Source organism: Ralstonia sp. SET104 (genome assembly GCF_003851545.1).
Taxonomy (GTDB): Bacteria; Pseudomonadota; Gammaproteobacteria; order Burkholderiales; family Burkholderiaceae; genus Ralstonia.
In genome coordinates, this window is record NZ_BHVX01000020.1 from 1 (window position 1) to 26,152 (window position 26,152).

Genomic DNA, 26,152 nt, shown 5'->3' on the forward strand with positions numbered 1-26,152 from the left:
TCCTAGTCGGCGTCAGCATACGGAATGTGGCAATTCAGGCCCACGGAATTGTTCGAAGAACCCTTTCTTTGCTGACTTTCTTTGGCAAGACAAAGAAAAGTAATTCAGCCCCGGCAGGAGATGAAACAAGGGATGGACCACCAAGATAACAACCAAAATGCCCCGACCGCAGGCCCCGGCAGCCCTCGGATGAGCCCCGCCAAATTGTGATTTATAGTGACAACTTCGCTCTGACGAAGCAGCGGTCATTACACTCGGCGCCATCGCTTTCGTGCCATAGAGAAAGTGGTCAAGGTCTGGAAACCCTTGGAGATGGCGGGGCAAGTGCCGAGCATAGGTGCTTTGCCCTCAACCGCTATGGCTTGGCTTCGTCTCCCTCTTGGGGCGGGCCAGGCTTGAACGGCTTCGGCCGTACCGATTGCCATCTCTCGGGTTTCCAGCTTGCCTGTGCTCGCCCACCCTCCCCCAGGGTTGGGCGCGCTTCCATTCATCACATGAAAGGAAAGCCCGATGACCCGCTTACCCGCCGACTCTTCCGACTTCCCCGCTTGCGAAACAAGCCACGCATACCAGCAAGGCGCACACGCTGCACGCGCGTTCATCCGCATCGTCTACACGTGTTTGCAGGCCGGGCGAACCAACAAGACGCCTGACGACCCGCCTGCCCGCAAGCAAAAACATCAGGACCAACAACGCTGACCTTATGGGCAAGCCAGCGTGCATGGCTTCGGCCATACCGATGTTGCAGCATCGGTGGCTCCCCCGCGTCTGTGCTTGCCCACCCCTTGCCCGAAAAAACCGCCCTGAAAAGCACAGCGCCGCAGCGCGCTCTGAGGCCAAAGCCAGGTCAATAAGCGCCATTAATGATCCGTTTTTTGCCTGATCAAAAAATTGACTCATAAAAATTACACTCAGTGTTTAACAAATGAATCAAATTTGCGGCAATTCGAACGGCATCGCGCATCTTTAAATTATGAAATATAGTGAGTAAGGAAAGCGCGGACACCCACTTCTTCCGGCTTGCCTGGATTATCTGGTGCTCTGGCAGTCATTGATTGGGGGCCGGTATGTCTACACATTCATACTTTCACCCATTCACCATGTTGGTGATGGGATTAGCCTTGCTGGGTTGCAGTGAATCGGCACCTGTTGTTGCGTCGATGAGCGCCAGCACGATGTTGGCCAAGACCACCGAAGCCCCACCTGCGGCTCCATCTGCGGCCCAATCTGCCGTAAGCCCGCCTGCCAATGCCAAAAACGCGGTTGCAGCAACCCCTGGAAGTGTCGTGATCGAGAGATGCAGGGAGGCCGATGCAACCACGGGGAAATGCGTGGATGCGATGTGCGTAAGCTACATCGGCAAAGGCGTTTGGAGCGAGCACTTTGAATGCGTGCCTTGACGTTCCAGCGCGCCAAATCAGTGCTTGCAGAAGACGGCCAAGAAGCCTGGATTTTCAGCTTCTCGACTCATCGCGGGAAAGCGCGGCATCCGAGCGCGTCGGTCAATATCCGATGGGGCGATAGCGCGTTTCCGCAAGAACGCGAGAATACCCGCATTAGAATCAAGCGCCCTGATCATTGTCACGTTCTCCAACAAGGGCTTTTCAAAACAACACCGGGCGCACCCTGGAGCCGATCGCTCAAAAGTTCACTTCGCCATAATGCCGCGCAGGCACAAAAAACCGGGCATGCAGCCCGGTTTTGGTTGGCGATGGCGATGCGCACTCAGCGGTCGTCGCGCAGCAGGTTCTTCGCGATGATGAGCTGCTGAATCTGCGTGGTGCCCTCGTACAGGCGCAGCAGGCGCACATCGCGGTAAAAGCGCTCGGCCTTGTATTCGGCAATGTAGCCCGCGCCGCCGTGAATCTGCACGGCGCGGTCCGCCACCCGGCCGACCATCTCGGTACAGAACATCTTGGTGCACGAGGCCAGCATGCTGACTTCGTGATCCTGCCTGGCCATCGGCTTGGCGTCGTAGCGCCGCGCACAGTCGCGCACCATCGACATGCCGGCGTACAACTCCGCTTGGCTATCGGCCAGCATGGCTTGAATGAGCTGGAAGTCGGAGATCGGCTGGCCGAACTGCTTGCGTTCCTTGGCATAGGCAACTGCATCGGTAATGAGCCGGTGCGCCATCCCGCACGCAAGTGCCGAGATATGCAGGCGCCCCCGGTCCAGCACCTTCATCGCTGTCTTGAAGCCCTGCCCGGGCACGCCGCCAATGATGTTGGCCGCCGGCACACGCACGTTGTCGAGCATCACATCACACGTTTTGGTGCCGCGCTGGCCCATCTTCTTGTCCGGCTTGCCGAGCGTGATGCCCGGCGTATCGGCCGGCACGATAAAAGCCGAAATACCACCGGCGCCCTCACCGCCCGTACGCGCCATCAGCGTAAAGGCCCCGGCGCGCGGCGCGTTGGTAATGAAACGCTTGGTGCCATTGATGACGTAGTGATCGCCATCCAGCGTGGCACGCGTCTGCAGCGATGCCGCGTCCGAACCTGCGTTCGGTTCTGTCAGCGCGAACGAGATGACCAGCTCGCCGCTGGCGATGCGCGGCAGGTAATTGGCCTTCTGCGCATCGGTGCCGTCCATCAGGATGCCCTGCGAGCCGATGCCGACGTTGGTGCCAAACACGGAGCGGAACGCCAGCGCCGTGTGCCCGAGGTCATACACCACCTCGCATTCCTGCGCCATTGCCAGGCCAATGCCGCCGTATTCCTCCGGAATCGACAGGCCGAACAGGCCCATCTCTTTCATGTCGGCGACGATCTCGGCGGGCACGTCATCCTCTTCTTCGAGGATGTTCTCCGCCGGCACGAGCCGTTCCCGGATGAAGCGCTGCACCGATTGTTGCAGCAGGCTGAAGGATTCGTCGTCGAGCGCCATGTCGCTTAGCTCCTGTGGGATTTTCCCGAAGATGTTACCGGGTTGCCGTGTTTTGACAATCTTGGCCCGCATCAACAGAATGTCGAATCCATTTCACCAATGTGGCAAGCCGGGATGGCGCCGATATGGACCTGAATGCACTCAAGCTGTTCGTCGAAATCGTCGATGCGGGCAATCTGTCTGCCGCGGCACGCCGGTTGCAGACCACGCGCTCCAACGTGAGCCATCGGCTCAAGGCATTCGAGCGCGCGCTGGGCGTCCAGTTGCTGCGCCGGACCACGCGCCGCGTGGAGCCCACCGAGGTGGGCGCGGGCATCTATGAACACGGCCGCAGCATCCTGCGCGAGATGGCCGCCGCCGATGCGCTGGTGTCGTCGCTGGGCAAATCGCTGCAGGGCAGCGTGCGGCTGTCGGTGCCCACAGGGCTGGGGCACTTGCTGATATCGCCGCTGCTGGTGGCGTTCAAACGCGCGTATCCGGACATCCGCCTGGATGTGCGATTCGACAACCGCGTGTCCGACCTGATTGGCGAGGACGTGGATGTGGCACTGCGCATCGTGTCGAATCCGCCGGAATCACTCGTGGCAACGTTCATCGATGAGGTGGACTGGGTGCTGTGCGCGGCACCGGATTATCTGGCTGCGCACGGTGTGCCGAAGTCGATCGATGCGCTGGTCAACCACACCATCGTCAGCGCGCCCGCCGACGGGCAACCTCTGCGACTATCCGCCCAATCAGGCGATGAGCGCGAGGTCGTCACGCTTGATCCGGGCGTTTCCTCCCACAGCTACCTGTTCCTGCAAGCCGCCGTGCGCGCCGGCAATGGGCTGGGCATCCTGCCCTACTACGCCGCTGCGGAAGATTTGCGTGAAGGGCATGTCAAGCTTGTGCTGCCGGGGTATCGGTTCAGCGTGTTTGGTAGCCGGCTTTATATGCTGGCAATGCCCAGCCGCTATCGCACGCTCGCAACGCGGCATCTTCTGGACTTTCTGAAAGACGGGTTGCAAGGCAAGCTGCCACGCTTGCCCATGAAGGAACGCGGGTGACTACGCCTCCAGCGGCATCAACCCCGGCAACTGCGCAAAGCAGATCGACTTTGCCGTCTCAATAAAGTCCTGCGCAAATGGCGCCTGCGCATAGTCGCGCGTCATGGCCGCGTACAGATCACTCCACACGCCTTCTTTGCCAACGCGCTTGGCCACCACGTATTCGTAGTCGACGTAGTTCCTGATGCCCCAGCTCGGCAGCGCGGCCAGCCCGCGGCGGCTGGCAACGAGTTGCAGCACGGCGATGGTCAGCTCGGCCGTGCGGCGGTTGAATGCGATCCCGGCGGGTGTCAGCACCTGCCGGATCAAATCGATGCGCTCTTCCGGCACGGGATACGTGATGAGCGTCTGATCGGTAAAGTCCTTCGCGTCCAGCCACTTCTTGTTGCGCAGCGCGTGGTCAACCGGCAGCACGGCCAGGATCTCGAAGCGGAACAGCGGCGCGAACACCACGCCCCGGCGCATCTTGGCGTCAGAGCCAATGATGACGTCGGCGCGGCCGTCCTTGAGCAACGCGAGCGGATCGGTATGGAAGCCGGAAACGAGATCCATCTCCACCTCGGGCCAGCGCTGGCGGAAAGCATCCATCACGGGCATCAGCCAGTCGAAGCAGGTGTGGCATTCAAGCGCAATACGCAGCGTGCCGGCCGCACGGCCCTTGATGCGCTCCAGATCGCGCTCGGCGGTCTGGATGTCGGCGACGACCTTTTGCGCAAGTTCGAGCAGTCGCTCACCTGCTTCGGTCAATTCCACCGTCTGCCCCTTGCGGCGCACCACGGCCAGCCCGTAATGCGATTCCAGCGCGCGCAATTGGTGTGACAGCGCTGATTGCGTCAGATGCAGCCGCTCGGCGGCGCGCGACACGGAGCCCCCATCGGCTAGGGCGATCAGCGTGCGTAGATGACGGATTTCAAGCATGTTCGTACGATTTTTGAAATATGAATCTCATTCAACGTTATCGAAAATAATATCATTTGATTCATGATCAAGTGTCGCCCATCATCGCAGAACTCAAAAACGAATGGCCTCTGCTGCGAAGACTATGACCACCATCCACACCCTCGGCTACCCGCGCATCGGCGCACAACGCGAGCTGAAGATCGCCCTCGAATCGTTCTGGAAGGGTGCCTCGTCCGAAGACGACCTGCGCGCCACCGGCCGCGCGTTGCGCGAGCGCCACTGGGCTGCCCAGCGCGACGCCGGGCTGGATTTCGTGACCGTGGGCGACTTCGCCTGGTACGACCAGGTGCTGCAGACGGCCGCCCTGCTCGGCGCCATCCCCACGCGCTATGGCTTTGACGCGGCACAACTGACGCTGGCGCAATCGTTCGTGCTGGCGCGCGGCAATGCCGACCACGCAGCCATGGAGATGACGAAGTGGTTCGACACCAACTACCACTACCTCGTGCCCGAACTCACGCCGGACCTGCACTTTGGCCCGGGCACCGAATGGCTGTTCGATGAGGTGCGCGAAGCCCACGGCGCGGGGCACCGCGTGAAGGTCGCGCTGGTCGGGCCGGTCACGTTCCTGCATCTGGCCAAGGCGCGCAACGGCTTGACCGACAAGCTCGCACTGCTGCCGCAAGTGCTGCAGGCTTACACGACTGTGCTGCAGCGCCTGGCCGCACTGAACGTGGAATGGGTACAGATCGACGAGCCCGCTCTGGTGCTGGATCTGCCGCAAGCCTGGGCAGATGCATTCGCCCCCGCCTACCAAGCGCTGGCTGCCGCCAAGGGCCCCAAGCTGCTGCTCGCCACGTACTTTGAAGCGGCGTCGCACCATGCGGCGCTGATCAAGTCGCTGCCGGTCAACGGCGTGCATCTGGATCTTGTGCGGGCGCCAGAACAGCTTGACGCCTTCGCACCGTGGCCGGCAGACAAGGTGCTCTCGGTTGGCGTGGTGGATGGCCGCAATATCTGGCGCTCAGACCTTGCACGCGCGCTGGAACGCGTGGCCCCGCTGGCCGAAACCTTTGGCGATCGGCTATGGGTCGCACCGAGCTGTTCCCTGCTGCACGTGCCGGTGGACTTGTCTGCCGAAACCAAGCTGGACGACGAACTCAAGGGCTGGCTGGCCTTTGCCCGCCAGAAGCTGGACGAGCTGGCGACTCTCAAGCGCGCGCTGGCTGAAGGCCCCGCTGCCGTGCAGAAGGCGCTCGATGACAACCGTGCCGCCATCGCCTCGCGCACGGAATCGCGCCGCGTGCACAACGCCAGCGTCAAGAAACGCGTGGCCGCCATCCGTGCAGAAGATGCCGACCGCGCCGCGCCCTACGTGGCCCGCGCCGAAGCGCAGCAAGCGCGCCTGAACCTGCCGTTGCTGCCGACCACCACCATTGGCTCGTTCCCGCAGACGGCCGAGATTCGCCAGGCACGCGCACAGCACAAGCGCGGTGACTTGCCCGCGCTGGATTACCTGCAACGCATGCGCGCTGAAATCACCGACGTTGTGCGTCGCCAGGAAGCACTGGGCCTCGACATGCTCGTGCACGGTGAAGCCGAGCGCAACGACATGGTTGAATACTTCGGCGAGCTGCTGTGGGGCTACGCCTTCACCGCCAACGGCTGGGTGCAGAGCTACGGTTCGCGCTGCGTGAAGCCGCCCATCATCTACGGCGATGTGTACCGCCCGGAACCGATGACGGTCGAGTGGTCCAAATACGCGCAGAGCCTGACGGCCAAGCCGATGAAGGGCATGTTGACTGGTCCCGTGACCATGCTGCAATGGTCTTTCGTGCGCGATGACCAGCCGCGCGAGCAGACTGCGCTGCAGATCGCTCTGGCACTGCGCGATGAGGTGTGCGATCTGGAAGCGGCCGGGATTGCCGCCATCCAGATCGACGAACCGGCCTTCCGCGAAGGTCTGCCGCTGCGCGCTTCTGACGTGCCGGGCTACCTGGAATGGGCAGCGCGTGCGTTCCGCGTGTCGGCCTCGGGCGTGCGCAACGACACGCAGATCCACACGCACATGTGCTATTCGGAGTTCAACGACATCCTGCCGGCCATCGCGTCAATGGATGCAGACGTGATCACCATCGAGACGTCGCGCTCGAACATGGAACTGCTCGATGCGTTTGGCGAGTTTGCCTACCCCAACGAGATCGGCCCCGGCGTGTACGACATCCACTCGCCACGCGTGCCGCGCGTGGAAGAGATGGAAGCGCTGCTGGACAAGGCTGCGCAGGTGGTGCCGGTGCAGCGCCTGTGGGTGAACCCCGACTGCGGCCTGAAGACGCGCGGCTGGCCGGAAGTGGAAACAGCGCTGCAAGGCATGGTGGAAGCCACGCGCCGGTTGCGTGCAAAGCATGCGAAGGTGCAGCACGCAGGCAGCAAGGCTGCCCAGGCTGAAACTGAAACCACCACGGCTTAAGCCGCATCGGCAGCACAAAAAAAATAACGCCAACCGACGCAAGCCGGTTGGCGTTTTCTCATGCGCGCTCAAGTAGAGGTGTCCGCCTTTCCATGCCGGCCAGCGCCACCGGCAAACCGCGCAGCACCCTCCAACCCTTCGGCAAACACCATGGGCGTGCCGCGTGCACCTTCCTGTCGCAACGCCTCGCCCAATGGCAGATTCCACTGCGCATAGGCCGATGCCCGATCGGCCAGCATGCATTGCTGCGCAAACGCGGCAAGGCCCCGTGCCAACTGTTGTGCAACCGCAAGCGATTCACCGGATTCGACCAGCCGATTGGCAAGCCCCATGGCGAGCGCCTCGTCAGCAGGCACAGCGCGGCCGGTCAGGATCATGTCGAGCGCGCGGCCCATGCCGACAATGCGCGGCAAGCGCACCGTGCCACCGTCGATGAGCGGAACCCCCCAGCGGCGACAAAACACACCGAACACGGCGTCGCGCTCCACCACTCGCAAATCGGCGAGCAGCGCAAGCTCCAGCCCGCCCGCCACGGCATAGCCGCTCACCGCGGCGATGAGCGGCTTGGACAGCGCCATGCGCGACGGCCCCATCGGGCCAGGCACACTGCCATCGGGGTCGAGATGATTGCGTCGGGCTGGATCGCCAATGGCCGTCAGATCGGCGCCAGCGCAGAAGTGGCCGCCCGTGCCGCCGAGCACGGCAACGCGCAGCGCATCGTCAGCTTCGAAACGCTGGAATGCGCCTAGCAATGCGGCAGCGGTTGGCCCATCCACCGCATTGCGGCAGTCGGGCCGATTGAGCAGGATGGTGCAGACCGGGCCATCGGTCTGGAACAGCACGGCATCGGGCATGAGCGGTCTCCGCAGCGCGGTACGTTGACAGACCGCCCGATGCTACACCTGGTGTGGACCGTGATCCGATGCAGGTTCCACCTTGTGCCCGTGATGACGCACGCCACGCAACTTGCGCAACGTCCATTTCTTGAAGTCATCCACCTTCTCGAACACCACCGGCACCACCAGCAAGCTCAGCAGCGTGGAGGTCAGCAGGCCGCCGATCACCGCCACGGCCATCGGCGCGCGGAAACCCGCATCGCCCTCCAGGCCAAGCGCCATCGGCACCATGCCGGCCGTCATGGCCACCGTGGTCATGACGATGGGGCGTGCGCGCTTGTGGCAAGCATCAATGATGGCCTCGGTGCGCGACATGCCCAGATCACGCCGCGCGACGATGGCGTATTCCACCAGCAGGATCGAGTTCTTGGTCACGATGCCCATCAGCATCAACAAACCAATGAGCGCCGGCAGCGACAAGCTGAAACCAAACAGCGCCAGCAGCCCAAACGCCCCGCCAACCGACAGCGGCAGCGCCGCCAGAATCGTCACCGGCTGCGTGAAATCGTGGAACAGCAGCACGAGCACCGCATACACGCACAGCACGCCGGCAAACATGGCAAGGAAGAAGCTGCTGAACAGCTCCTGCATGCCCTCCACATCGCCCGAGGCGATACGGCGCACGCCTTGCGGCAGGTTCTTGATAGACGGCAATGCTTCCACCGCCATGTTGGTTTCGCCCAGCGCGCGGCCCTCCAGCCCTACGCTGATGGTGACGTTGCGGCTGCGGTCATAGCGGTCGATTTGCGCGGGGCCGCTGGCGATGGAGATGTCGGCGATGTTCTCCAGCGGCACCGCGCCGTTGCGGCCCGGCACGCGCAACTGGCGGATCGTGTCGATCTGGTTGCGCGCCTTCGGATCAAGCTCAACGCGGATGTACACCTGCCGCTCGGGCAGGTTCAGCTTCGGCAGGTTGACGTCATAGTCGCCGGCGGTGGCCACGCGCACGGCCTGACCGATGGCGGCAGCCGTCACGCCCTGCTGCGCGGCGCGCGCAAAATCCGGGCGGATGACGATCTCGGGCCGCAGCAGACTCGCTGACGAAGTCACTGCACCGAGCCCCGGCACTGTTCGCAGATCGCGCATCACATCGCGCGCAGCCTGCTGAAGCGTGGCGGGGTCATCGCCGGTCAACACGACCTGCAATTGCTCGCCAGAACCCACCGCGCCGAACGAGATCCGCACGCCCGGCACGCCTTCCAGCATTTCGCGCAATTGGCGCTGCACGTCCTGTTGCTTGATGTGCCGGTCATGCCGATCGGTGAGCGAAATGGTGAGCGTGCCATTGCGCACCTCGCCGCCGCTGGAGCCCGGCACGCCGGCCATCACGCCGGAGCCGATGGCCGTATAGACGTGACGGACTTCCTTGTGCTGCATCACGATCTTGCGCACGCGCTCGGTGTTCTCGCGCGTCTGGGCGATCGTGCTGCCGGGCGGGCTTTCCACCGTCATCTGCAGTTGCGCCCAGTCTTCGGGCGGCAGGAACGTCGCGGGAATCAACCCGATGATGGCGACCGACACGACAAAGAACGCCGCCGCCATGCCGCCCGTCTTCCACGGGTGCACAAGACACCAGCGCGCCGCCTGCAGGTAGCGCGTCATGATCCAGCCGTCGCGGTTGGGCTCGTCCTGCGGCTTGAGCATGTAGGCCGCCATCATGGGCGTGAGCAACCGCGCCACCAGCAATGACGCCAGCACCGCCAGCGACGCCGTCCACCCGAACTGCTTGAAGAACTTGCCCGAAATGCCGCCCATGAAAGCCGTCGGCAGAAACACGGCCACCAGCGTGAGCGACGTCGCAACGACGGCCAGGCCGATCTCCTGCGCCGCTTCCATGGCGGCTTCCAGCGGCTTCTTGCCGTTGCGCAGGTGGCGCACGATGTTCTCCACCTCCACGATGGCATCGTCGACGAGAATCCCGACCACCAGCGTGAGCGCCAGCAACGTGATGCCATTGAGCGTGAAGTCGAGCAACTGCATGGCCGCAAACGTCGGGATGATCGACAGCGGCAGCGCCACGGCCGACACGAATGTCGCCCGCCAATCGCGCAGGAACAGCCACACCACGATCACTGCCAGGATGGCGCCTTCATACAGCGCGTCCATCGACGCCTTGTACGAATCGGCCACCGGCTTGACCATGTTGTAGACCTCGGTCACGTGCACGTTGGGGCGTTCGGCCTGCAGCCTGGCAATCGCCTCGCGCACGCCCTTGGCGACCGACACCTCGCTCGCGCCGCGAGATCGGAACACCTGGAAGCTCACCACCGCCTTGCCGTCGAACAGCGCCATCTGGCGCGGCTCGGCAGCCGTGTCGCGCACATCGGCCACATCCGACAGGCGAATGCGCCGTCCGTCTGACAGTGGGATATCCATCTGCGCCAGTTCGCGCGCGCTCTTGACGGTGCCCAGCGTGCGCACCGCCTGCTCCTGCCCGCCGATGTTGCCGCGCCCGCCCGGCGCCTCCTGCTGCATGCCGCGCACTTGCGCGCTGATGTCCGCCGCCGAGACGTTCAACGCCTGCAGGCGCACGGGGTCGAGCTGCACGCGCACTTCGCGGTTCACACCGCCCTGGCGCGTGACCTTGGCCACGCCATGCACTGACAACAGCCGCTTGTTGACCGTGTTGTCGACAAACCAGGAGAGGTCCTCCGCGTCCATATCCTTCGCTTGCACGGCGTACGTCAGCACCGGCAGGCTGGCAAACGTCACGCGTGAGATGACCGGCTCCTGCACGTCAGACGGCAATTGCGCGCGGATGCGGCTGACTGCATCGCGCACGTCGTTCACGGCTTCCTGCACATCCTTTTCAAGCTGGAACTCGACCATCGTGGTCGAGCTGCCATCGTTGATGGTGGACGTGATGTGCTTGATCGCGCCGATGCTGGCAATGCTGTCTTCGATCTTGCGCGTGACTTCGGTCTCCATCTGCGTGGGCGTGGCGCCCGGCAGGCTGGCCGTCACGGAAACAGCAGGAAAGTCGATGTCCGGAAAGTTCTGGATCGACAGCATCTTGAACGACACCAGCCCTGCCACCGTGATCAGGATGAACAGCAGAATCGACGGAATCGGCTTGCGGATCGCCCAGGCAGAGAAGTTCATCGCTGGGCTCCGGCTGCTGTGGGCGTCGATGCTGGGGCGGCGGGTGCTGAGGCTGCTCCAGCGACTGCTCCAGCAGCTATCACGCGCACCACATCCCCGTCGCTGAGGAAGGCGGCGCCTGCGGCAACCACACCATCATTTGCGCCGACGCCCTGCACGATCTCGACTTGCCCGTCCTGGCGGCGGCCGACTGTCACCTTGGTCTGGCGCACGCGGCCTTGCTGGCCGATCACCATCACGTAGTCGTAACCGTCGCGCGAGAACACGGCGGTTTCGGGCAACGTCGTGGCCGGGGCATCGCCCAACAGCACGTCGCCTGAGAGGTACATGCCGGCCTTCACGCCAGACGTGGCGGCTTCCGGCGGCAGATCAACATAGACGAGCCCATTGCGCGTGTTGGCATCCACCGTGGGCGCGACCTGGCGCACGCGGCCGTTAACCACGCCGCCGTCCATGCGGCGCAGGCGTGCAGCCTGCCCGGGCTGGATGCGCGGGAGCACGTCACCGTGCATCTCGGCGCGCCATTCCAGCCGGTTCTTGCGGATGAGCTTGAAGAGTTCGGTGCCGGATGACACCACGGCGCCCACGGTTGCCGTGCGGGCACTGATCACGCCATCGTCCGGCGCAACCACCCGCGTGTAGCGCAAGCGCAGTTGCTGGCTGTCGAACTGCGCGCGTGCTGCAGCCAGTTTGGCAGCGGCCGTCTTGGCCTGCGTGTCGTACTGGATCAGATCCTGCTGGCTGATGGCGCCGCTCTTGTCGAGTTCATGCGCGCGGCGGGCCTCGCCGGCGGCCTGAGCGGCGGAGGCTTCCGCTTCAGCCAGGCTGGCGCGTTGAGCGGCCACATCGGCACGCACAGTGTCATCCGACATGCGTGCAAGCAATTGACCTTGCTTGACGACATCGCCCACGTTGACGCGCACTTCTGCCAGTTTCAGGCCGTTGACCTCGGCGCCAATGCTGGCTTCCTGCCACGGTTGCACAGCGCCGCTGGCCGTGGCGATACGCGGCCACACATGCTGCGCCAGATGCGCAACATTAACGGCCAGCGCCGGCTTGGCAGGCTGCTGTTCTTTGCCCTTGCTCTCGGGCGCGGATTTGCCGCACGCCGCCAGCGCGGCGGCCAGCATCATCGCCAGCGCGGCCATCCAAACACGTTGTCCTGTCATGAAGCGTTTCCGGTATGCGCGCGGCGCTGTGCGGCCGGTGCAGTGGTATTGGTATGGATATCGGGATGAGGATGAGGGGCATCGTCGCGCCAGCCGCCGCCGACGGCCTTGTACAGTGCCACCCACGCCTGCGCGCGTTCGAGCTTCACGGCCGCCAGGGATTGCGAAGCCTGCAACGCCGTACGCCGCACGTCTTCCAGTTGCAGCAGGCTGCCAGCACCCAGTCGGTAGCGGGCGCTGGCAGCCTCCAGTACTTTTGCGTATTGCGCATCGGCCGTCGTAGCCGCATCGACCCGGCGGTCAGACGCATCCAGGCGCACCAGCGCATCTTCCACTTCCTGCACGGCCTGGCGCACCTTGCCGCGGTAACCGGCCAGCGCCTGGTCATAGCGTGCACGCGCCGTTTCCACGCGCGCCGCGCCTGTGCCACCGTCAAAGATCGGTAACGACACCGACGGCCCGAACGACCACGATTTGCTCGTCAACGATTGCCCGCCGAGGCGGTACGAATTGATGCCAATCGAACCCGCCAGCGTGATCGACGGCAAACGGCTCGCCACGGCCACGCCAATATCGGCGCTTGCGCCCGCCACTGCCCGTTCGGCAGATGACACATCCGGCCGTTGCGACAGCACATGCGCTGGCACGTCCGGCACACCTGCGTCGGGCGGTGCGGGAATCTGCGCACTGGCCCTTGCAAGCAATCCGTTCAACGCATCGTGGTCAATTCCGGTGAGCATGACGAGCTTGTCGATGCCCTGTGCGCATTGGGCGCGCTGGCCCTCCAGCGCATTGACCGCATCACCTACAGTGGCCTGCGCCTGTGCGTAATCGGCGGGAGCAACAAAGCCCGCACGGAATTTGCGTTCGGTCAGTTGCAGCGTTTCTTGCCGGGACGACAGCGTTGCCGCACCGATATCGACCAGCGCCTCGCACTCGCGTTGCTGCAGGTAGGCATTGGCGACCTCGGCGGCGAGCAAGACGCGGGCGTCGTGCCAATCGGCTTCGCTGGCGGTCAGGCGCGCATCGGCGCCTTCCAGGCTGCGGCGCTTGCCGCCGAAGAGATCGATCTCCCACGACGCATCGGCCTGCGCCGCGAGGGTGGTGATCGTGCCCAGCCCCAGCGTTGGGTTCAACGCGCCAGCGGACAACCCGCCGCCCGCAAACTGACTGCCGCCAAACCCACCCTGCCGCGTGGCGGAGCCCGTGCCTTTCAGTTGTGGGAATAGCACCGCCTGGCTGGTGGAAACGCTCGCGCGGGCCTCGCGCACCCGGCCGACGGCCTGCGCGATGGTCGGGCTGGTGCTGTCCGCCTGCTCCACTAACTGTGTCAGCACAGGATCGTGAAACTGCTCCCACCAGCGTGCAAGCGCTATGCGGCTGCCGTGGTGGGCAAGCGTGGCATGCCAGCCTTGCGGTGCTTCGGTGCCGCTCAGCGGCGGCGTGCGGTAATCGGGCCCGACCGCGCAGCCTGCCAACAACATGGCAGCCACCAGCGAAGCATATCGGGCAGGGCCACCGGGCCATCGGCTGCCGGCGTGTCGACCTGTCTTCATGGGAAGTGTCCTTCGGGAACGCAACCGGAATTATGCCCAGTCAAGCGTCCGCAAGACACTCGCCCCGCTTCGGTGCTCAGCCCACCGTCGACCGCCGGTCAGGCGATGCTCAGAGACCCGCCTACGCCGGTGTCAGATATAGCCCAGCAGCACCAGGATGACGACGATCACCACAATCAGCCCAAGCCCGCCCGTGGGCCCGTAGCCCCAGCCACGGCTGTAGGGCCACGACGGCAGTGCGCCGATCAGCAACAAGATCAGAACAATGATGAGAATGGTGCTCAACATGATGCCTCCTGATTCGGTGTTGGTATGCCGCCGCCATAGCTGGCGCAGCGGCTTACCCCGCATCTAGCACGCCCCGTTCCCGTGGAGGCTACATCTGCTGCTTGATGGAAAATCTGGCGGTTAATTGCGAAATATCGCTGCAAACCGGACCGTGGGACCGTGGCCGGCCCTTTAGTCTTAGTCTGTCGGCGCCTGAGAACGCTTCGGCGACGATTGGGCGCGTGCGCGTTGACCGCGTGTGGCGAGCCAGCACAGGATCGAGCCCGCAACCACCATCGATGCGCCCTTCCAGAACGCGAACGAGAGCGGCGCATGCAACAGCGCAGCCGCCAGCGCGGCCGACAACACGGGAATGAAGTAGGACGCCCCGGCCAAGACTGTGACATTGCCGTGCAGGATGCCGACGTTCCACGCCGCGTAGCCGAACCCCATCGCGGAAGCGGCCAACGCAAGGTAGACGACTGCCGAGATACTGAAGTGCATCGCGCCACCGCCGGTGGCGAAGAACTTGATCCACAGGGCGAGCGCCGTCAACATGAAGAACAACGTGACGCCGTTCTTACCCTCGGCGATGCGGTTGGTAACCGTGCAATACGCAGCCCAGATCATTGCACCCGTGAAAGCCAATCCGTAGCTGAGCGGGTTGTCTGCGACGTTCGCGGCCATGCCGGCGAGATCCAGCCCCTGGTCACCGCCAAGCACCAAACCGATCCCCAGAATGGAGATCAAAGCGCCCGGAACGATCAGAGCGTTCGCGCGCTGCTTGTTGAACGCGATGGCCGACAGCATCGTGAAGGTCGGCCACAGGTAGTTGACCATCCCGACCTCAATCGCTTGCCGGCCGCTGTTGGCGTAGCCGATCGAAAGCGAAAGGCACAGCTCGTACGATACGAACAGGAGACTGCCCCACACCAGATAGCGCCGCGGAAACGCCTTCAGGCTGCTGAAGCCGACGGAAAACAGCAGCAACACCGACGCGACGGAATAGATCATGGCAGCGCCGCCCACAGCGCCCAGGTTCTGGCTCACGCCACGGATCAATCCGACGATCGAACTCCACAGCAGCACCGCGATGAGCCCGATGAGTGTTGCCCTGCTCTTGCTTTGCATAACGCCTGCCTGCACTGACCTGCCTGTCTGAAAAAACTGCTCGCGCACGGCCAGTCCAACACTGGCGGGCGAAGGCGAGCAGTGTACCCGTCACACCCCCAGGATGCTGCACCGTGGTTCCCAAACACCGCTCCGCTATAAGATTCGGACAATTCAGAACAGAGATTTGGCATGACGTCTTTTGCGATCGAAACACCGGTGTCGGTAGGCTGGATTGGCGCGGGTCGGCTGGCCCGGGCGCTCGCCACGCGGGCACACAACGCGGGCATCCGCACAGTGGCAGTGGCCAACCGCTCACCGGAACCCGCCGCGTGGCTCGCGCAAGTGACCGGCGCCAGGGCCGTCGATGCCCAAGGCGTGGCGGACGCCGCCGACTGGGTGTTCGTGACAGTGCCGGACGACGCCATCCCACGTGTGGTCAGCAACGTGCGCTGGCGCCCTGGGCAGCTTGTACTCCATTGCAGCGGCGCAGGGGAACGCGACGTGCTGAGCGCGGCAAATCAGGCGGGGGCGGACACGGCCAGCTTCCACCCGCTGTTTCTCTTTGCCGGTTTGCCGGATGATGCCGAGCGGCTGGGTGGTGCATCCATAGCCATCGATGCCGATGCCCCGCACGACGCGGCACTCGCCAGCTTTGCGTCGCGGCTCGGCTGCATGCCGCTGCAGGTACGTGCCGGGCAACGCGCGCTCTATCATGCGGGCGCCAACTACGCGGCGAGCTTCCTGCTATGCGTACTGCACGAAGCGGCTACCCTGTGGGAAGCCGCAGGCATCGACCGCGATGCCGCCGTTGCCGCCATGTGGCCGTTGGTGGAAGGCACGCTGGCCGCAGCCCGTGCACGTGGCTTGGCTGGCGCACTGGCTGGCCCGGTGTCACGCGGCGACGGCGGGGTGATTGACAAACACCTGCACGCGCTCAACACACTCGGCGCGGATCATGCTGCGCTGTACTCCGCGCTTACGCGACGCGCACTTGCTCTGGCGGCCGAACGCGGCGCACCTTCCGCCGATGTGCTGGCTGAGCTTGCCGCACGTGTGGACCGTCAGCAATAACGGTATCGGCATCATTGGGATCGGGCTACGCGCGAGCGCCAAACCGGCACGCACCCTACAATCGAAAATTTGCCCGCAAGCCTGCTCCGCCATGTCCCAATTACCGCAGTCTCCGCAACCCTCTGCCACCACGCATTCCGCCACTGAACACCGCTCGGCCGGCGCGCTGGGCCTGCTCGTGGCCGGTCTGGTGCTGGTGGGCGTAAACCTGCGGCCGGCGCTGTCGAGCCTGTCGCCCGTGCTCAAGCAGGTGGCGGCAGGCACTGGGTTGTCGGGCGCCACCGCGGGCCTGCTGACGACATTGCCGGTGCTATGCCTGGGGGTGTTTGCGCCGGCGGCAGCGGTGCTGGCCCGTCGCTTCGGTGCAGAACGCGCGGTAGGCGGCTTGCTGATCGCACTTGCGGCCGGCATTGCCTTGCGCAGCGCGGGCGGCGTCGCACCGCTGTTCATCGGCACACTGGCGGCGGGTGCCTGCATTGGCGTGACGGGCATCCTGCTGCCGGGCATCGTCAAGCGAGACTTTGGCCGACAGGCCGACCTGATGACCGGCGTCTACACCATGGCGCTGTGCTTTGGTGCAGCGGTGGCAGCCGGCGCGAGCGCGCCACTGTCGGCATGGCTGGGCGGATGGCAACCGGCGCTCGCGTTCTGGGCGCTGCCGGCGCTGCTGGCCTTTATCGGCTGGTGGCCACACATGCGGCATGCGCACGGCAAGGGTGCGGCAATGCGGCTCGAACGCGTGTCGCTCTGGAACAAGCCGATCGCCTGGCAGGTGACGCTGCACATGGGCCTGCAATCGTCGCTGGCGTATTGCGTGTTCGGCTGGCTGCCGGTGATCCTGCAAGACCGTGGGCTGTCAGCGGTGCAGTCGGGTGTGGTGGTGGCGGTGTCGGTTCTCGTGCAGCTCATCACCGCGCTGGGCGGGCCGTTCGTGGCACGCCTTGGCCAGGACCAACGCCCCGCCGTCGTGCTGATGATGCTGATGTGCTGGGCCGGCCTGATAGGCTGCCTTTACGCGCCACTCTCAACGCTGTGGTGGTGGGCGGTGCTGCTGGGGCTGGGCCAGGGCGGCAACTTCAGCGTGGCGCTGTCGCTGATCGTGCTGCGCTCGGCCGATGCGCGGGTGGCGGCCAGCCTGTCGGCCATGACGCAGGGCATTGGCTACACCATGGCAGCAGCGGGGCCGTATCTCATGGGCGTGCTGCACGACCTGACCGGCAGTTGGGCCGTGATGGGGTGGCTCTTCAGCGCGATTGCGCTGGCGTCCATCGTGATGGGATCGCTCGCCGGGCGCAATCGCACGCTGCACGCCGGCGAGTGAACGCTGTCAAGGCTGTGCTCAAGCCTTGTGCTTCAAGGTCCAGTTGGCAAGCGCCTGCATCTGCTCGGTGATCAGGCCGGCGATGCGCTCGTCAGTCAGATCACCATCGGCCGTGAAACCGCCGGCAAACGCGTTGGCAAACACTTCCGGCTTGTTCAGTGGATGCAGATCCAGATACACGCACACCTGACGCAGGTGGTACTGCGCGCGCGACGTACCCATGCCACCGCCCGCACCCAGGATCGCGACCGGCTTGCCGGCCAGCAGCGCGTTGTCCGGTTCGCGCGAGGCCCAGTCGAGAATGTTCTTCAGCGCCGGCGCCAGCGAGTAGTTGTATTCGGGGCAAGCCAGCACGAGTGCATCGGCGCGCTTCATCTGCTCGAACACGCGCAGCACCGAGGCCGGCTTGTCCGTGATGTCGGCGTTGTAGAACGGAATATCCGTCAGGTCGGCCAGATCCATTTCAACGCCGGCGGGCAGCCGGGTGGCCGCCGCGCGCAGCAGGCCCTGGTTGGTGGATTTTCGGCGCAGGCTACCGGCAATGCCGAGAAAATTGAGCGACATGAAGAACGACTCCGTCAAGGTTGGGAGTGGCGAGAATAGCGGACATTCGCTCCATCAAAAAGAGGCATCGCGCTTGGCTTTGCCGGCGCGGAAGCAACCGCCTTCATGATCATCGACCATGCCGGTGGCCTGCATGAAGGCGTAGCAGATGGTGGGGCCGACGAACTTGAAGCCGCGCTTCACCAGTGCCTTGCTCATCGCCTTCGATGCATCGGTAGCAGCAGGCGCATCGCGGTAGCTATCCCACCGATTAACGATGGTCTTGCCGTCGACGAAGCTCCATAGGAACGCATCGAGCGAACCAAGCTCTTCCTGCAGTTCCAGCACCTTGCGTGCATTGGTGACGGCGCTCTCCACCTTGGCGCGGTTACGCACGATGCCGGGGTCGGCCAGCAGCTTTTCAATGCGTGCCGGCGTGAAGCGTGCCACGCGTGCTGCGTCAAACCCCTCGAACAACGCCTGGTAGCGCGCCCGCTTGCGCAGGATGGTCTGCCACGACAACCCCGCCTGCGCACCTTCGAGGATAAGCATCTCGTAGAGGTGACGATCATCGTGCGAGGGCACGCCCCACTCGGTATCGTGATACTCGATCATCAGCGGGTCTTCGCCCGCCCAGCAGCAGCGCGCCATTCTTGCCTCCTAGATCCAGCCCGACTTGCGCAGCTTGCAATACAGCCACACGCAAGCGGTGGCCGTACACGCCAGCACGATGGGATACCCCGCCGGATGCTCCAGCTCCGGCATGCCCTTGAAGTTCATACCGTAGTTGCTGAACACCACGGTCGGGATCGCCAGGATAGCGCCCCACCCTGCCAGGCGCTTGACGATATCGTTCTGTGTGACCGACACCAGCGCCACATTCACAGAGATGGCCGTGGTCAGCATTTCTCGAATCACATCAAGCGCGCCCACCACCCGGTGCGCATGGTCGGCTATGTCGCGGAAGTACGCGCGCAGCTCCTTGGGCACCACGTCTTCGTGCAGCCGTACGAGCTGGCCAGCAATGTCTTCCACCGGCAGCGCGGCGTTGCGCAGGCGCAGCAACTGGCGCTTGAGCATGTAGAGCCGCTCGATGGCCGCTCGGTCAAACGTGTCGCCAAAGATCTGGCTTTCGATGTGCTCGAACTCTTCCTGCATGCGCTCAAGCACGGGCTGGTAGTTATCGACCACGAAATCCATCACCGCGTACAGCGCAAACGGCGCACCCTTGGCCAGCAGTTGCGGCGATCGCTCACAGCGCTCGCGCACCGGCGCATACGACGCCGACGGCCCATGTCGCACAGAGACGAGGAAGTCCTTGCCGACAAACAGATGCGTCTCGCCAAACAGCACGTTGCCGTTTTCCATCTGCGCGGTATTGAGCACGATGAAGAGCACGTCGCCGTACACCTCCAGCTTCGGGCGCTGGTGCGCGTTGCGCGCGTCTTCAATGGCGAGATCGTGCAGCCCGAATTCTTCCTGCACGCGGTCGAGCATGGCGTTGTCCGGCTCGTGCAGACCCAGCCAGACAAACGAGCCCGGCGTGTGCAGCACGTCGCTGACGGCCTCGACGGAAAGGTCACGCTCGCGCTTGCCGTTGCGGTACAGCGCGCTGTTGATCACCATGGACATGGTTGTCTCCGGAACGCATTCAGCGCGCATTAGCGGTCTGCGGGCTGATCTGCGGGCTTGATATCGGATGGGGTAGATACCGCTGCGGCCAGCGCAGGCACTTCGGACAGGCGCGTCTCGATTTGCGCCAGCGCTTGAGACAGCGCATGAATGAGATCGTCGGGCAGCCCGTCGAGCGTGGCATTGACGAAGGCGATGCGGCGCGGCATGCAATCGAGCACGATGGCCACGCCAGCGTCGGACAGCGACACGTTGGTCAGGCGGTTGTCGCGTGCGTCAGTGGTGCGCTCAATCCAGCCAAGCTGGTCGAGCACCTTGAGCTGGCGGGTCAGCGCGCCCGGGTCCATCTGCAGACGTTCGGCAAGCTGCTTCTGGGCCATGCCGCCGCCCGTGTTGTCGTGCAGCGCGAGCAGGATGCGCCAGCGCGGCATCGGCTGGCCGACATGCGCCTCGAAGGCGGCCATGAACGCACGGTAGGTGCGGCCGAACTGGTGCATGACGGCGAAGCGTTCGCGTTCAGAAGTCATCGATCAGGGGCTGAGATTGCTGGGGAACCGCGCATCCTAACCGTTCCGGCTTGTGGGTGCCCATTCAGCGTATTTGGCGCTTATTCAGTGTGTTGCACAGGTTCAACATGGTGCAGCACCACCGGCGGCACCCGGCGCACATACCAGAGGCCGACCAGCGCCACCACCGTCGCTACGATCAAGCCGATATGGATGGCGCTCACCAGCACATGCCGCGCGGCTTCAAGCAGCGCCGCGCCGTCATGGCCGGCAGCATGCAACTGCGAGAGCAAGCCGGCTTGCGCGTCATGATCGATGAGAATTTCGGGATCGGCAAGCTGGTGCAGCCACTGGGTCGCGTTGTCAGCGCTCAATGCGTTTCCCACTCCCGACGCATAGCGCTCGCTCACCAGCGTGCCGACCAGCGCTGTGCCGACCATGCCACCCACCATACGCAGCGATTGCAGCAGCGCCGTGGCAATACCCAGATGCGCGCGCCCGGCCGTCTGCTGTGCAAACACGGTCAGGTTGGGCAGCACAAAACCGAGGCCCAGACCGGCCAGGAGCATCAGCAGCGTCAGCATCGCGTGCGGCATGCCCTTGGACGACACCGACATGCCGGCCACCGCCACCGTCAGCAACGCAAACCCGGCATACAGCATGGCGTTGGGTTGAGGAATGCGCGTGACGATACGCCCGTTGATGATGCTGCCCAGCGTGATGCACACCACCAGTGGCGTTATCACCAGACCGGCCTCCTGCGGCGACATGCCAAAGCCGCCCTGGAACAGCAGCGGCGCGTAAAACAGCACGGCAAACATCGAGAAGCCCGACAGCAGCGCCAGCATGAACAGCGCGGCCAGCGACGGATTGCGCAGCATGTCGAACGGCAGCAGCGGCTGCTCGGCACGCTGCTCCCACCACCACAGCGCCACAAACGCCGCGGCCGACAGCACGAGCCAACCGAACAACGCCAGCGACAGGCCATGCCGCGGCAGCCACTCCACAAACAACTGCAGTGTGCCGAGTGCCACCGTGATCAACACCGCGCCCTGCCAGTCCAGCCGGATACGCCCGGCATGCAGGTTCTGGCGCAGATGCGGCAGAAAGCGCCAGGCAAACCACAGCCCCAGCATGCCAAACGGAATGTTCACGTAGAAGACCGAGCGCCAGCCGAACGCCTGCGTCATCCACCCGCCCAGCGTCGGGCCAATCGCGTTGGCGATACCGAATGAGGCACTCAGCATGACCTGCCAGCGCAAACGTACACGCGCATCGGGAAAAAGATCAGGAATGCACGCGTAAGCCGTGCCGACCAGCATGCCGCCGCCAATGCCCTGCAGCGCACGCGACCACACCAGGAACGTCATGCTGCCCGCCATGCCGCACATGACCGACGCCAGCGTGAACACCACGATGGACGCAATCACGAACGGTTTGCGCCCATAAAAATCCCCCAGGCGGCCGAAGATTGGCACCGTCACCACCGACGTCAGCAGATATGACGTTGCCACCCACGCATACAGCTCAAAGCCCTTCAGTTCGGCCACCACCGTTGGCAACGCGGTGCCGACCACGGTCTGGTCAAACGCCACCAGAACAACGACAAAGCAAATGCCGATCATCGCCAAGAGCGATTCTTTGAACGGCAGAACCTGAGTATGGGAGTGCGGTAGCGCGGTGTGGACGGCCATGGCGGAGCGGCGGGAAGACAAATGATACATCAACGATTGATGCGTCAACTATCAGTGTAGCCGAAGTCTGAAAACGCTGCTGGCTGTTGTCAGCCGGTCTGCGGCAGACGTTGCAGCCCAGCGGATCGGGGGGGACGGGAAAACCCGCCCTTGACCTCTAATATATCAATCAATAAATTCTGATATATCAAAAGGCGTGTACTGATTCAGCAGTTCGCTGTCAGGTCGACACGTCAGAGAAAAACCAAAAGAGGAGACCCATGAGCGCACCCTTTCGTAACCGGCGGCGGCAGGCACCTGATGCCCGCGCCCCGCACAATCCGTCGCGACGTGCCTTTCTAGGCTATGGCGGCGCCGTGGTTGGCGGGGCGCTGGTGAGCGCCTGTGGCGGCGGTTCCGACGACGCCGCAGCACCGGTTGCCACGGCTCCCACGGCGCCCGTGCAGGCGGACCCGATCTGGGGTGCGAATGGCGCGGCCACCACCATCATTTCGTCACTGCAGGGCGTTGCGCAGAGCGCGTTTCCGGCTGTCGATTTCCAGGTCGAGGCGTTTGGCGCGCAGCCGTGCGGCGTGATTGCGCAGACGAGCCCCTATACCGATCCGGCCAAATCGCCTGTCAGTTCCGGCGCTGGCGCCACGCAGGCCACGGGCGCGTTCGACTCACGCCGCGCATTCCTGGCTGCAATTGCCGCATGCAATGCGGCAGGTGGCGGCCGCGTGGTGGTGCCCGCCGGTACGTGGTATTGCGCTGGGCCGATCGTTCTCCAGAGCAACGTCAACTTCCACCTGAGCGCCAACTGCACGATCTACTTCAGCGTCGATCCGGCTGACTACGCCAAGGATGGCCCGGTCGATTGCGGCACCAACGGCAAGCTCTTCTACAGCCGCTGGCAAGCCGACGATTGCCTGAACTACGGCTCGCCCATCTATGCACGCAACGCCAGCAACATCGCACTGACAGGCGAAGGGTCAACCTCGGTGCTCAACGGCCAGGCCATGACGCCGTTTGCTGGCACAGGCAACACCAGCACCTGCTGGTGGACCTTCAAGGGCACCAACGGCGCCTATGGCTGCGCCAGTTCAAGCACGCCGTCGCAGGCCTACAGCAACCCCAACAACGTGGACTTGCAGACCGCGGTGCCGGGCATTCCGAGCGCGCTTTACACGCTGCTTACCAACCCGGCAACGCCCTGGCAGCAAGACCAGAACTACCTGCCCGCACTGTCCGAAGCTGGCGTGCCGGTGGAAAAGCGCATCTTCGGGCTCGGACACTATCTGCGCCCCTGCATGGTGGAGTTCATCGGGTGCACGAACGTGCTGATGGAGAACTACCGCACGATCAACACGCCGTTCTGGCAGCACCACCCGGTGCACTGCACGAACGTGGTCATCCGTGGCGTGACGGTCGACAGCATCGGCCCCAACAATGACGGCTTCGACCCGGATGCCTGCAGCAACGTGCTGTGCGAAAACGTCACCTTCAACACGGGCGACGACTGCATCGCCATCAAGTCCGGCAAGAATCTCGACACCGGCTATGGCCCGGCGCAAGACCACGTCATCCAGAACTGCACGATGAACAGCGGCCATGGCGGCATCACGCTGGGCAGCGAAATGGGCGGCGGCGTGCAGAACATCTATGCACGCAATCTGGCGATGCTCAACCAGTTCTGGGCGACCAACTCGCTGAACATCGCCATCCGCATCAAGACGAACATGAACCGCGGCGGGTTCGTGAAAAACTTCTATGTGACCAACGTCAGCCTGCCCAACGGCGTGAACCTGACGGGCGCCGGTTACGGCAGCAAGATGCTGGCGGGCAGCCCCGTCAACAGCACGGTGCCGCTGGGCGTGGTGACTGCCACCGCAGCAAACCCGTCGGCATCGCAAGGCGGCCTGATCACGTTCGACTGCGATTACCAGCCGGCAGCGGACGCCATCCGCACGCGGCCGGCGCTGGTGCAGAACGTGAACATCTCCAACGTGACGGCCGGCAACGTGACAACCGGCGGCCTGACGGGCTCCTGCTTTCAAGCCATCGTTGCGCAGGGCCCCGTGGCGTTCGACTACAACGGCACGCTGCCTGCGCCCACCGTGGCGCCCATCACAGGCGTGACGATCTCGAACTGCAACTTCGGCACGCCCACGGCAGCCGGCCCGGCAAGCGCCACTACGCCGGGGCCGATCTATGCCTACAACGTGCGCGACATCACGCTGCAGAACGTGGTGATCGGTGGCCAGACCTTCAACACCACCGTGACCGACGCCCGCTGAGTCATCTGCCTCCTTCGCGCTCGGCTGGCTCGGCTGGCCAGCGCCCTTTTTATTCCGACCTTGCTGCCAACACATCCATCATGAAACGACCTACCGCCATCGCCCGCTCCTCTTTGCTGTTTGCTGCTCTGCTTTCCGCCTTCGCAAGCGGCGCAGCGCAAGCGCGCACCTTCCGCGTTGCCGACGTGCACGGCGACACCTACCCGACCAACATGGCCGTCAAGTTCATGGGGGAGGAAATCAAGAAGGCGACCGACGGCAAAGACTCCGTCAAGGTGTTCGGCAACAGCGCGCTGGGCTCCGAGAAAGACACCATCGATCAGGTACGCATCGGCGCAATCGACATGGTGCGTGCCAACGGCGCGGCCTTCAACGAGATCGTGCCGGAATCGGTCATCCCCTCTCTGCCCTTCCTGTTCCGTGACATCGAGCACTTCCGCAAGGTGATGTACGGCCCGGTCGGCCAGAAGATCCTCGACGCGTTTGCTGCCAAGGGCTTCGTCGCACTCACGTTCTATGAAAGCGGCGCGCGCTCGATCTACGCCAAGAAAGCGATCCACACGCCGGCAGACATGAAGGGCGTGAAGATCCGCGTGCAGCCGTCGGACCTGATGGTCGACGAGATCAGGGCCATGGGTGGCACGCCCACGCCGATGCCCTTCAGCGAGGTCTACACGGGCCTAAAGACGGGCCTGGTGGATGCGGCGGAAAACAACATCCCGTCGTATGAGGAAACCAAGCACTTTGAAGTCGCACAGGTCTACTCTGAAACGCAACATGCAATGACGCCGGAAGTGCTGGTGTTCTCCAAGAAAATCTGGGACACGCTCAAGCCGCAAGAGCAGGCCGCCATCCGCAAGGCCGCTGCCGATTCCGTGCCGTACTACGTCAAGCTCTGGACCGCGCGCGAGCAGGCCGCCACAGCAACCGTGACCAAGGGCAACGCCACCATCGTGCCGGCTTCGCAGGTTGACCGCGCCGCCTTCGTCAAGGCCATGCAGCCGCTCTGGACCAAGTACGAGACCACGGCGCAGATGAAGGACATCGTCAACGCAATCGTGGCCACCAAATAAGCCTGCATCGCCGCTCAAGCGCAGGGCCTGCGCCTTTCCCGCGGACCTTGCGCCGGGCAGGCTGCCGATGTGCACCGTTGGTAGCAACCGGCCCCGCCTGCCCGCCCTCCCGATACCGCGCTCCCCTCCAGGTTCAGCATGCAATCGATGTCCTTACTCAAGCGCACAAACGATGCGTTTGCGCTCGTGCTCACGCTTGTGGCCGCGTTATGCCTGGCCACGCTGACCGTGCTCGTCTTCTACGGCGTGGTCATGCGCTACGTCTTCAACAACGCGCCGGATTTTGTTGAACCCATCGCCCTGCTCATGGTGGTGGCCATTGCCATGTTCGGTGCCGCACTCAAGGTGCGCGAAGGCGGCCATATCGGCTTGGATTCCTTTGTTGAACGCCTGCCCGCAGGCGGCAAGCGCGCCGCGCACGTGTTGCAGAAGCTGTGCCTGATCGCCTTTGCCGGGGTGATCTTCATCGGCTGCTTTGACATGGCCGAGACCACGTTCGGTGACCGCATTCCCATCCTCGGTCTGCCTGAAGCGGTTCGCTATTGGATTCCTATCGTGGCCAGTGTGGCCATCGCCCTGTTCGCCCTCGAACGCCTGATCGGGCTGTTCGCGCAAGACGCAAGTTAAG

Annotated in this window: 23 protein-coding genes; 9 read left to right on the forward strand and 14 right to left on the reverse strand. The window is 63.8% G+C overall.

The genetic code is table 11. From position 1 onward, the window contains the following. Positions 1-510: 510 nt before the first annotated feature. Positions 511-699, forward strand: coding sequence for a hypothetical protein (locus PSUB009319_RS20090; RefSeq protein ID WP_124383960.1), 189 nt, complete (start codon positions 511-513; stop codon positions 697-699). A gap of 388 nt (positions 700-1,087) precedes the next feature. On the opposite strand, the gene PSUB009319_RS22970 is transcribed toward PSUB009319_RS20090, so the two are convergent. Continuing rightward, positions 1,088-1,321, reverse strand: coding sequence for a hypothetical protein (locus PSUB009319_RS22970; RefSeq protein WP_185453512.1), 234 nt, complete (start codon positions 1,319-1,321; stop codon positions 1,088-1,090). A gap of 66 nt (positions 1,322-1,387) precedes the next feature. Between PSUB009319_RS22970 and PSUB009319_RS20100 the strand changes: the two genes are divergently transcribed. Then, on the forward strand, positions 1,388-1,771 hold the full coding sequence (locus PSUB009319_RS20100) for a hypothetical protein (RefSeq protein ID WP_124383962.1): 384 nt from the start codon (positions 1,388-1,390) through the stop codon (positions 1,769-1,771). On the opposite strand, the gene PSUB009319_RS20105 is transcribed toward PSUB009319_RS20100, so the two are convergent. Further along, positions 1,726-2,889, reverse strand: coding sequence for an acyl-CoA dehydrogenase family protein (locus tag PSUB009319_RS20105; RefSeq protein ID WP_124383963.1), 1,164 nt, complete (start codon positions 2,887-2,889; stop codon positions 1,726-1,728). The two genes, PSUB009319_RS20100 and PSUB009319_RS20105, sit on opposite strands and share 46 nt — an antisense overlap. 125 nt (positions 2,890-3,014) lie before the next feature. Here PSUB009319_RS20105 and PSUB009319_RS20110 point away from each other — a divergent pair, with 125 nt between their 5' ends. Further along, positions 3,015-3,935 carry a LysR family transcriptional regulator gene (locus PSUB009319_RS20110; RefSeq protein ID WP_124383964.1) on the forward strand — a complete coding sequence of 307 codons (921 nt, stop codon included), beginning with the start codon at positions 3,015-3,017 and terminating at the stop codon, positions 3,933-3,935. Here PSUB009319_RS20110 and PSUB009319_RS20115 read toward each other — a convergent pair whose 3' ends face one another. After that, positions 3,936-4,853, reverse strand: a complete 918-nt coding sequence (locus PSUB009319_RS20115; protein WP_124383965.1) for a LysR family transcriptional regulator — start codon at positions 4,851-4,853, stop codon at positions 3,936-3,938. Positions 4,854-4,977: 124 nt separating this feature from the next. Between PSUB009319_RS20115 and metE the strand changes: the two genes are divergently transcribed. Next, a complete protein-coding gene (gene metE / locus PSUB009319_RS20120) occupies positions 4,978-7,305 on the forward strand; it encodes a 5-methyltetrahydropteroyltriglutamate--homocysteine S-methyltransferase (protein WP_124383966.1) in 2,328 nt (775 codons plus the stop codon). Between the two features lie 68 nt (positions 7,306-7,373). Here metE and PSUB009319_RS20125 read toward each other — a convergent pair whose 3' ends face one another. From PSUB009319_RS20125 to yddG, 6 genes are all read right to left on the reverse strand, one after another. Next, positions 7,374-8,159, reverse strand: a complete 786-nt coding sequence (locus PSUB009319_RS20125; RefSeq protein ID WP_124383967.1) for a crotonase/enoyl-CoA hydratase family protein — start codon at positions 8,157-8,159, stop codon at positions 7,374-7,376. Between the two features lie 42 nt (positions 8,160-8,201). Continuing rightward, on the reverse strand, positions 8,202-11,303 hold the full coding sequence (locus PSUB009319_RS20130) for an efflux RND transporter permease subunit (RefSeq protein ID WP_124383968.1): 3,102 nt from the start codon (positions 11,301-11,303) through the stop codon (positions 8,202-8,204). Next, positions 11,300-12,472: an efflux RND transporter periplasmic adaptor subunit gene (locus tag PSUB009319_RS20135; RefSeq protein ID WP_124383969.1), complete on the reverse strand. Its 1,173-nt coding sequence runs from the start codon at positions 12,470-12,472 to the stop codon at positions 11,300-11,302. Before PSUB009319_RS20135 ends, PSUB009319_RS20130 begins: the two co-directional genes overlap by 4 nt. Further along, positions 12,469-14,028, reverse strand: coding sequence for an efflux transporter outer membrane subunit (locus tag PSUB009319_RS20140; RefSeq protein ID WP_124383970.1), 1,560 nt, complete (start codon positions 14,026-14,028; stop codon positions 12,469-12,471). The genes PSUB009319_RS20135 and PSUB009319_RS20140 overlap by 4 nt, the downstream gene beginning before the upstream one ends. 132 nt (positions 14,029-14,160) lie before the next feature. After that, complete coding sequence (locus tag PSUB009319_RS20145; RefSeq protein WP_004634893.1) at positions 14,161-14,316, reverse strand: DUF3309 family protein; 156 nt, start codon at positions 14,314-14,316, stop codon at positions 14,161-14,163. Between the two features lie 177 nt (positions 14,317-14,493). Beyond that, a complete protein-coding gene (gene yddG / locus PSUB009319_RS20150; protein WP_124383971.1) occupies positions 14,494-15,426 on the reverse strand; it encodes an aromatic amino acid DMT transporter YddG in 933 nt (310 codons plus the stop codon). 171 nt (positions 15,427-15,597) lie between these two features. Here yddG and PSUB009319_RS20155 point away from each other — a divergent pair, with 171 nt between their 5' ends. Together PSUB009319_RS20155 and PSUB009319_RS20160 are read left to right on the forward strand one after the other, a co-directional pair. Beyond that, the gene (locus PSUB009319_RS20155) at positions 15,598-16,479 is read left to right on the forward strand and encodes a Rossmann-like and DUF2520 domain-containing protein (protein WP_124383972.1); all 882 of its coding nucleotides are present in this window, start codon (positions 15,598-15,600) and stop codon (positions 16,477-16,479) included. A gap of 91 nt (positions 16,480-16,570) precedes the next feature. Continuing rightward, complete coding sequence (locus tag PSUB009319_RS20160; RefSeq protein ID WP_124383973.1) at positions 16,571-17,800, forward strand: MFS transporter; 1,230 nt, start codon at positions 16,571-16,573, stop codon at positions 17,798-17,800. An 18-nt stretch (positions 17,801-17,818) separates the two neighbouring features. Here the strand turns inward: PSUB009319_RS20160 and PSUB009319_RS20165 are convergent, their stop codons facing one another. The 5 genes from PSUB009319_RS20165 to PSUB009319_RS20185 form a co-directional block, all read right to left on the reverse strand. Continuing rightward, on the reverse strand, positions 17,819-18,364 hold the full coding sequence (locus PSUB009319_RS20165) for an NADPH-dependent FMN reductase (RefSeq protein ID WP_124383974.1): 546 nt from the start codon (positions 18,362-18,364) through the stop codon (positions 17,819-17,821). A gap of 54 nt (positions 18,365-18,418) precedes the next feature. Then, the gene (locus PSUB009319_RS20170) at positions 18,419-18,994 is read right to left on the reverse strand and encodes a DNA-3-methyladenine glycosylase I (protein WP_124383975.1); all 576 of its coding nucleotides are present in this window, start codon (positions 18,992-18,994) and stop codon (positions 18,419-18,421) included. Positions 18,995-19,003: 9 nt separating this feature from the next. After that, complete coding sequence (locus PSUB009319_RS20175) at positions 19,004-19,975, reverse strand: magnesium and cobalt transport protein CorA (protein WP_124383976.1); 972 nt, start codon at positions 19,973-19,975, stop codon at positions 19,004-19,006. A gap of 29 nt (positions 19,976-20,004) precedes the next feature. Next, complete coding sequence (locus PSUB009319_RS20180; RefSeq protein ID WP_124383977.1) at positions 20,005-20,502, reverse strand: MarR family winged helix-turn-helix transcriptional regulator; 498 nt, start codon at positions 20,500-20,502, stop codon at positions 20,005-20,007. A gap of 80 nt (positions 20,503-20,582) precedes the next feature. Beyond that, positions 20,583-22,175, reverse strand: coding sequence for an MFS transporter (locus PSUB009319_RS20185; RefSeq protein WP_124383978.1), 1,593 nt, complete (start codon positions 22,173-22,175; stop codon positions 20,583-20,585). A 260-nt stretch (positions 22,176-22,435) separates the two neighbouring features. Here PSUB009319_RS20185 and PSUB009319_RS20190 point away from each other — a divergent pair, with 260 nt between their 5' ends. The 3 genes from PSUB009319_RS20190 to PSUB009319_RS20200 all read left to right on the forward strand — a co-directional run bounded on the left by PSUB009319_RS20190 (position 22,436) and on the right by PSUB009319_RS20200 (position 26,151). Then, positions 22,436-24,451, forward strand: coding sequence for a glycoside hydrolase family 28 protein (locus PSUB009319_RS20190; protein WP_124383979.1), 2,016 nt, complete (start codon positions 22,436-22,438; stop codon positions 24,449-24,451). 80 nt (positions 24,452-24,531) lie between these two features. Further along, complete coding sequence (locus PSUB009319_RS20195; RefSeq protein WP_124383980.1) at positions 24,532-25,524, forward strand: TRAP transporter substrate-binding protein; 993 nt, start codon at positions 24,532-24,534, stop codon at positions 25,522-25,524. Positions 25,525-25,662: 138 nt separating this feature from the next. Further along, positions 25,663-26,151 (forward strand): TRAP transporter small permease, encoded by a 489-nt coding sequence (locus PSUB009319_RS20200; protein WP_124383981.1) that lies wholly within the window; start codon positions 25,663-25,665, stop codon positions 26,149-26,151. Position 26,152 lies beyond the last annotated feature (1 nt).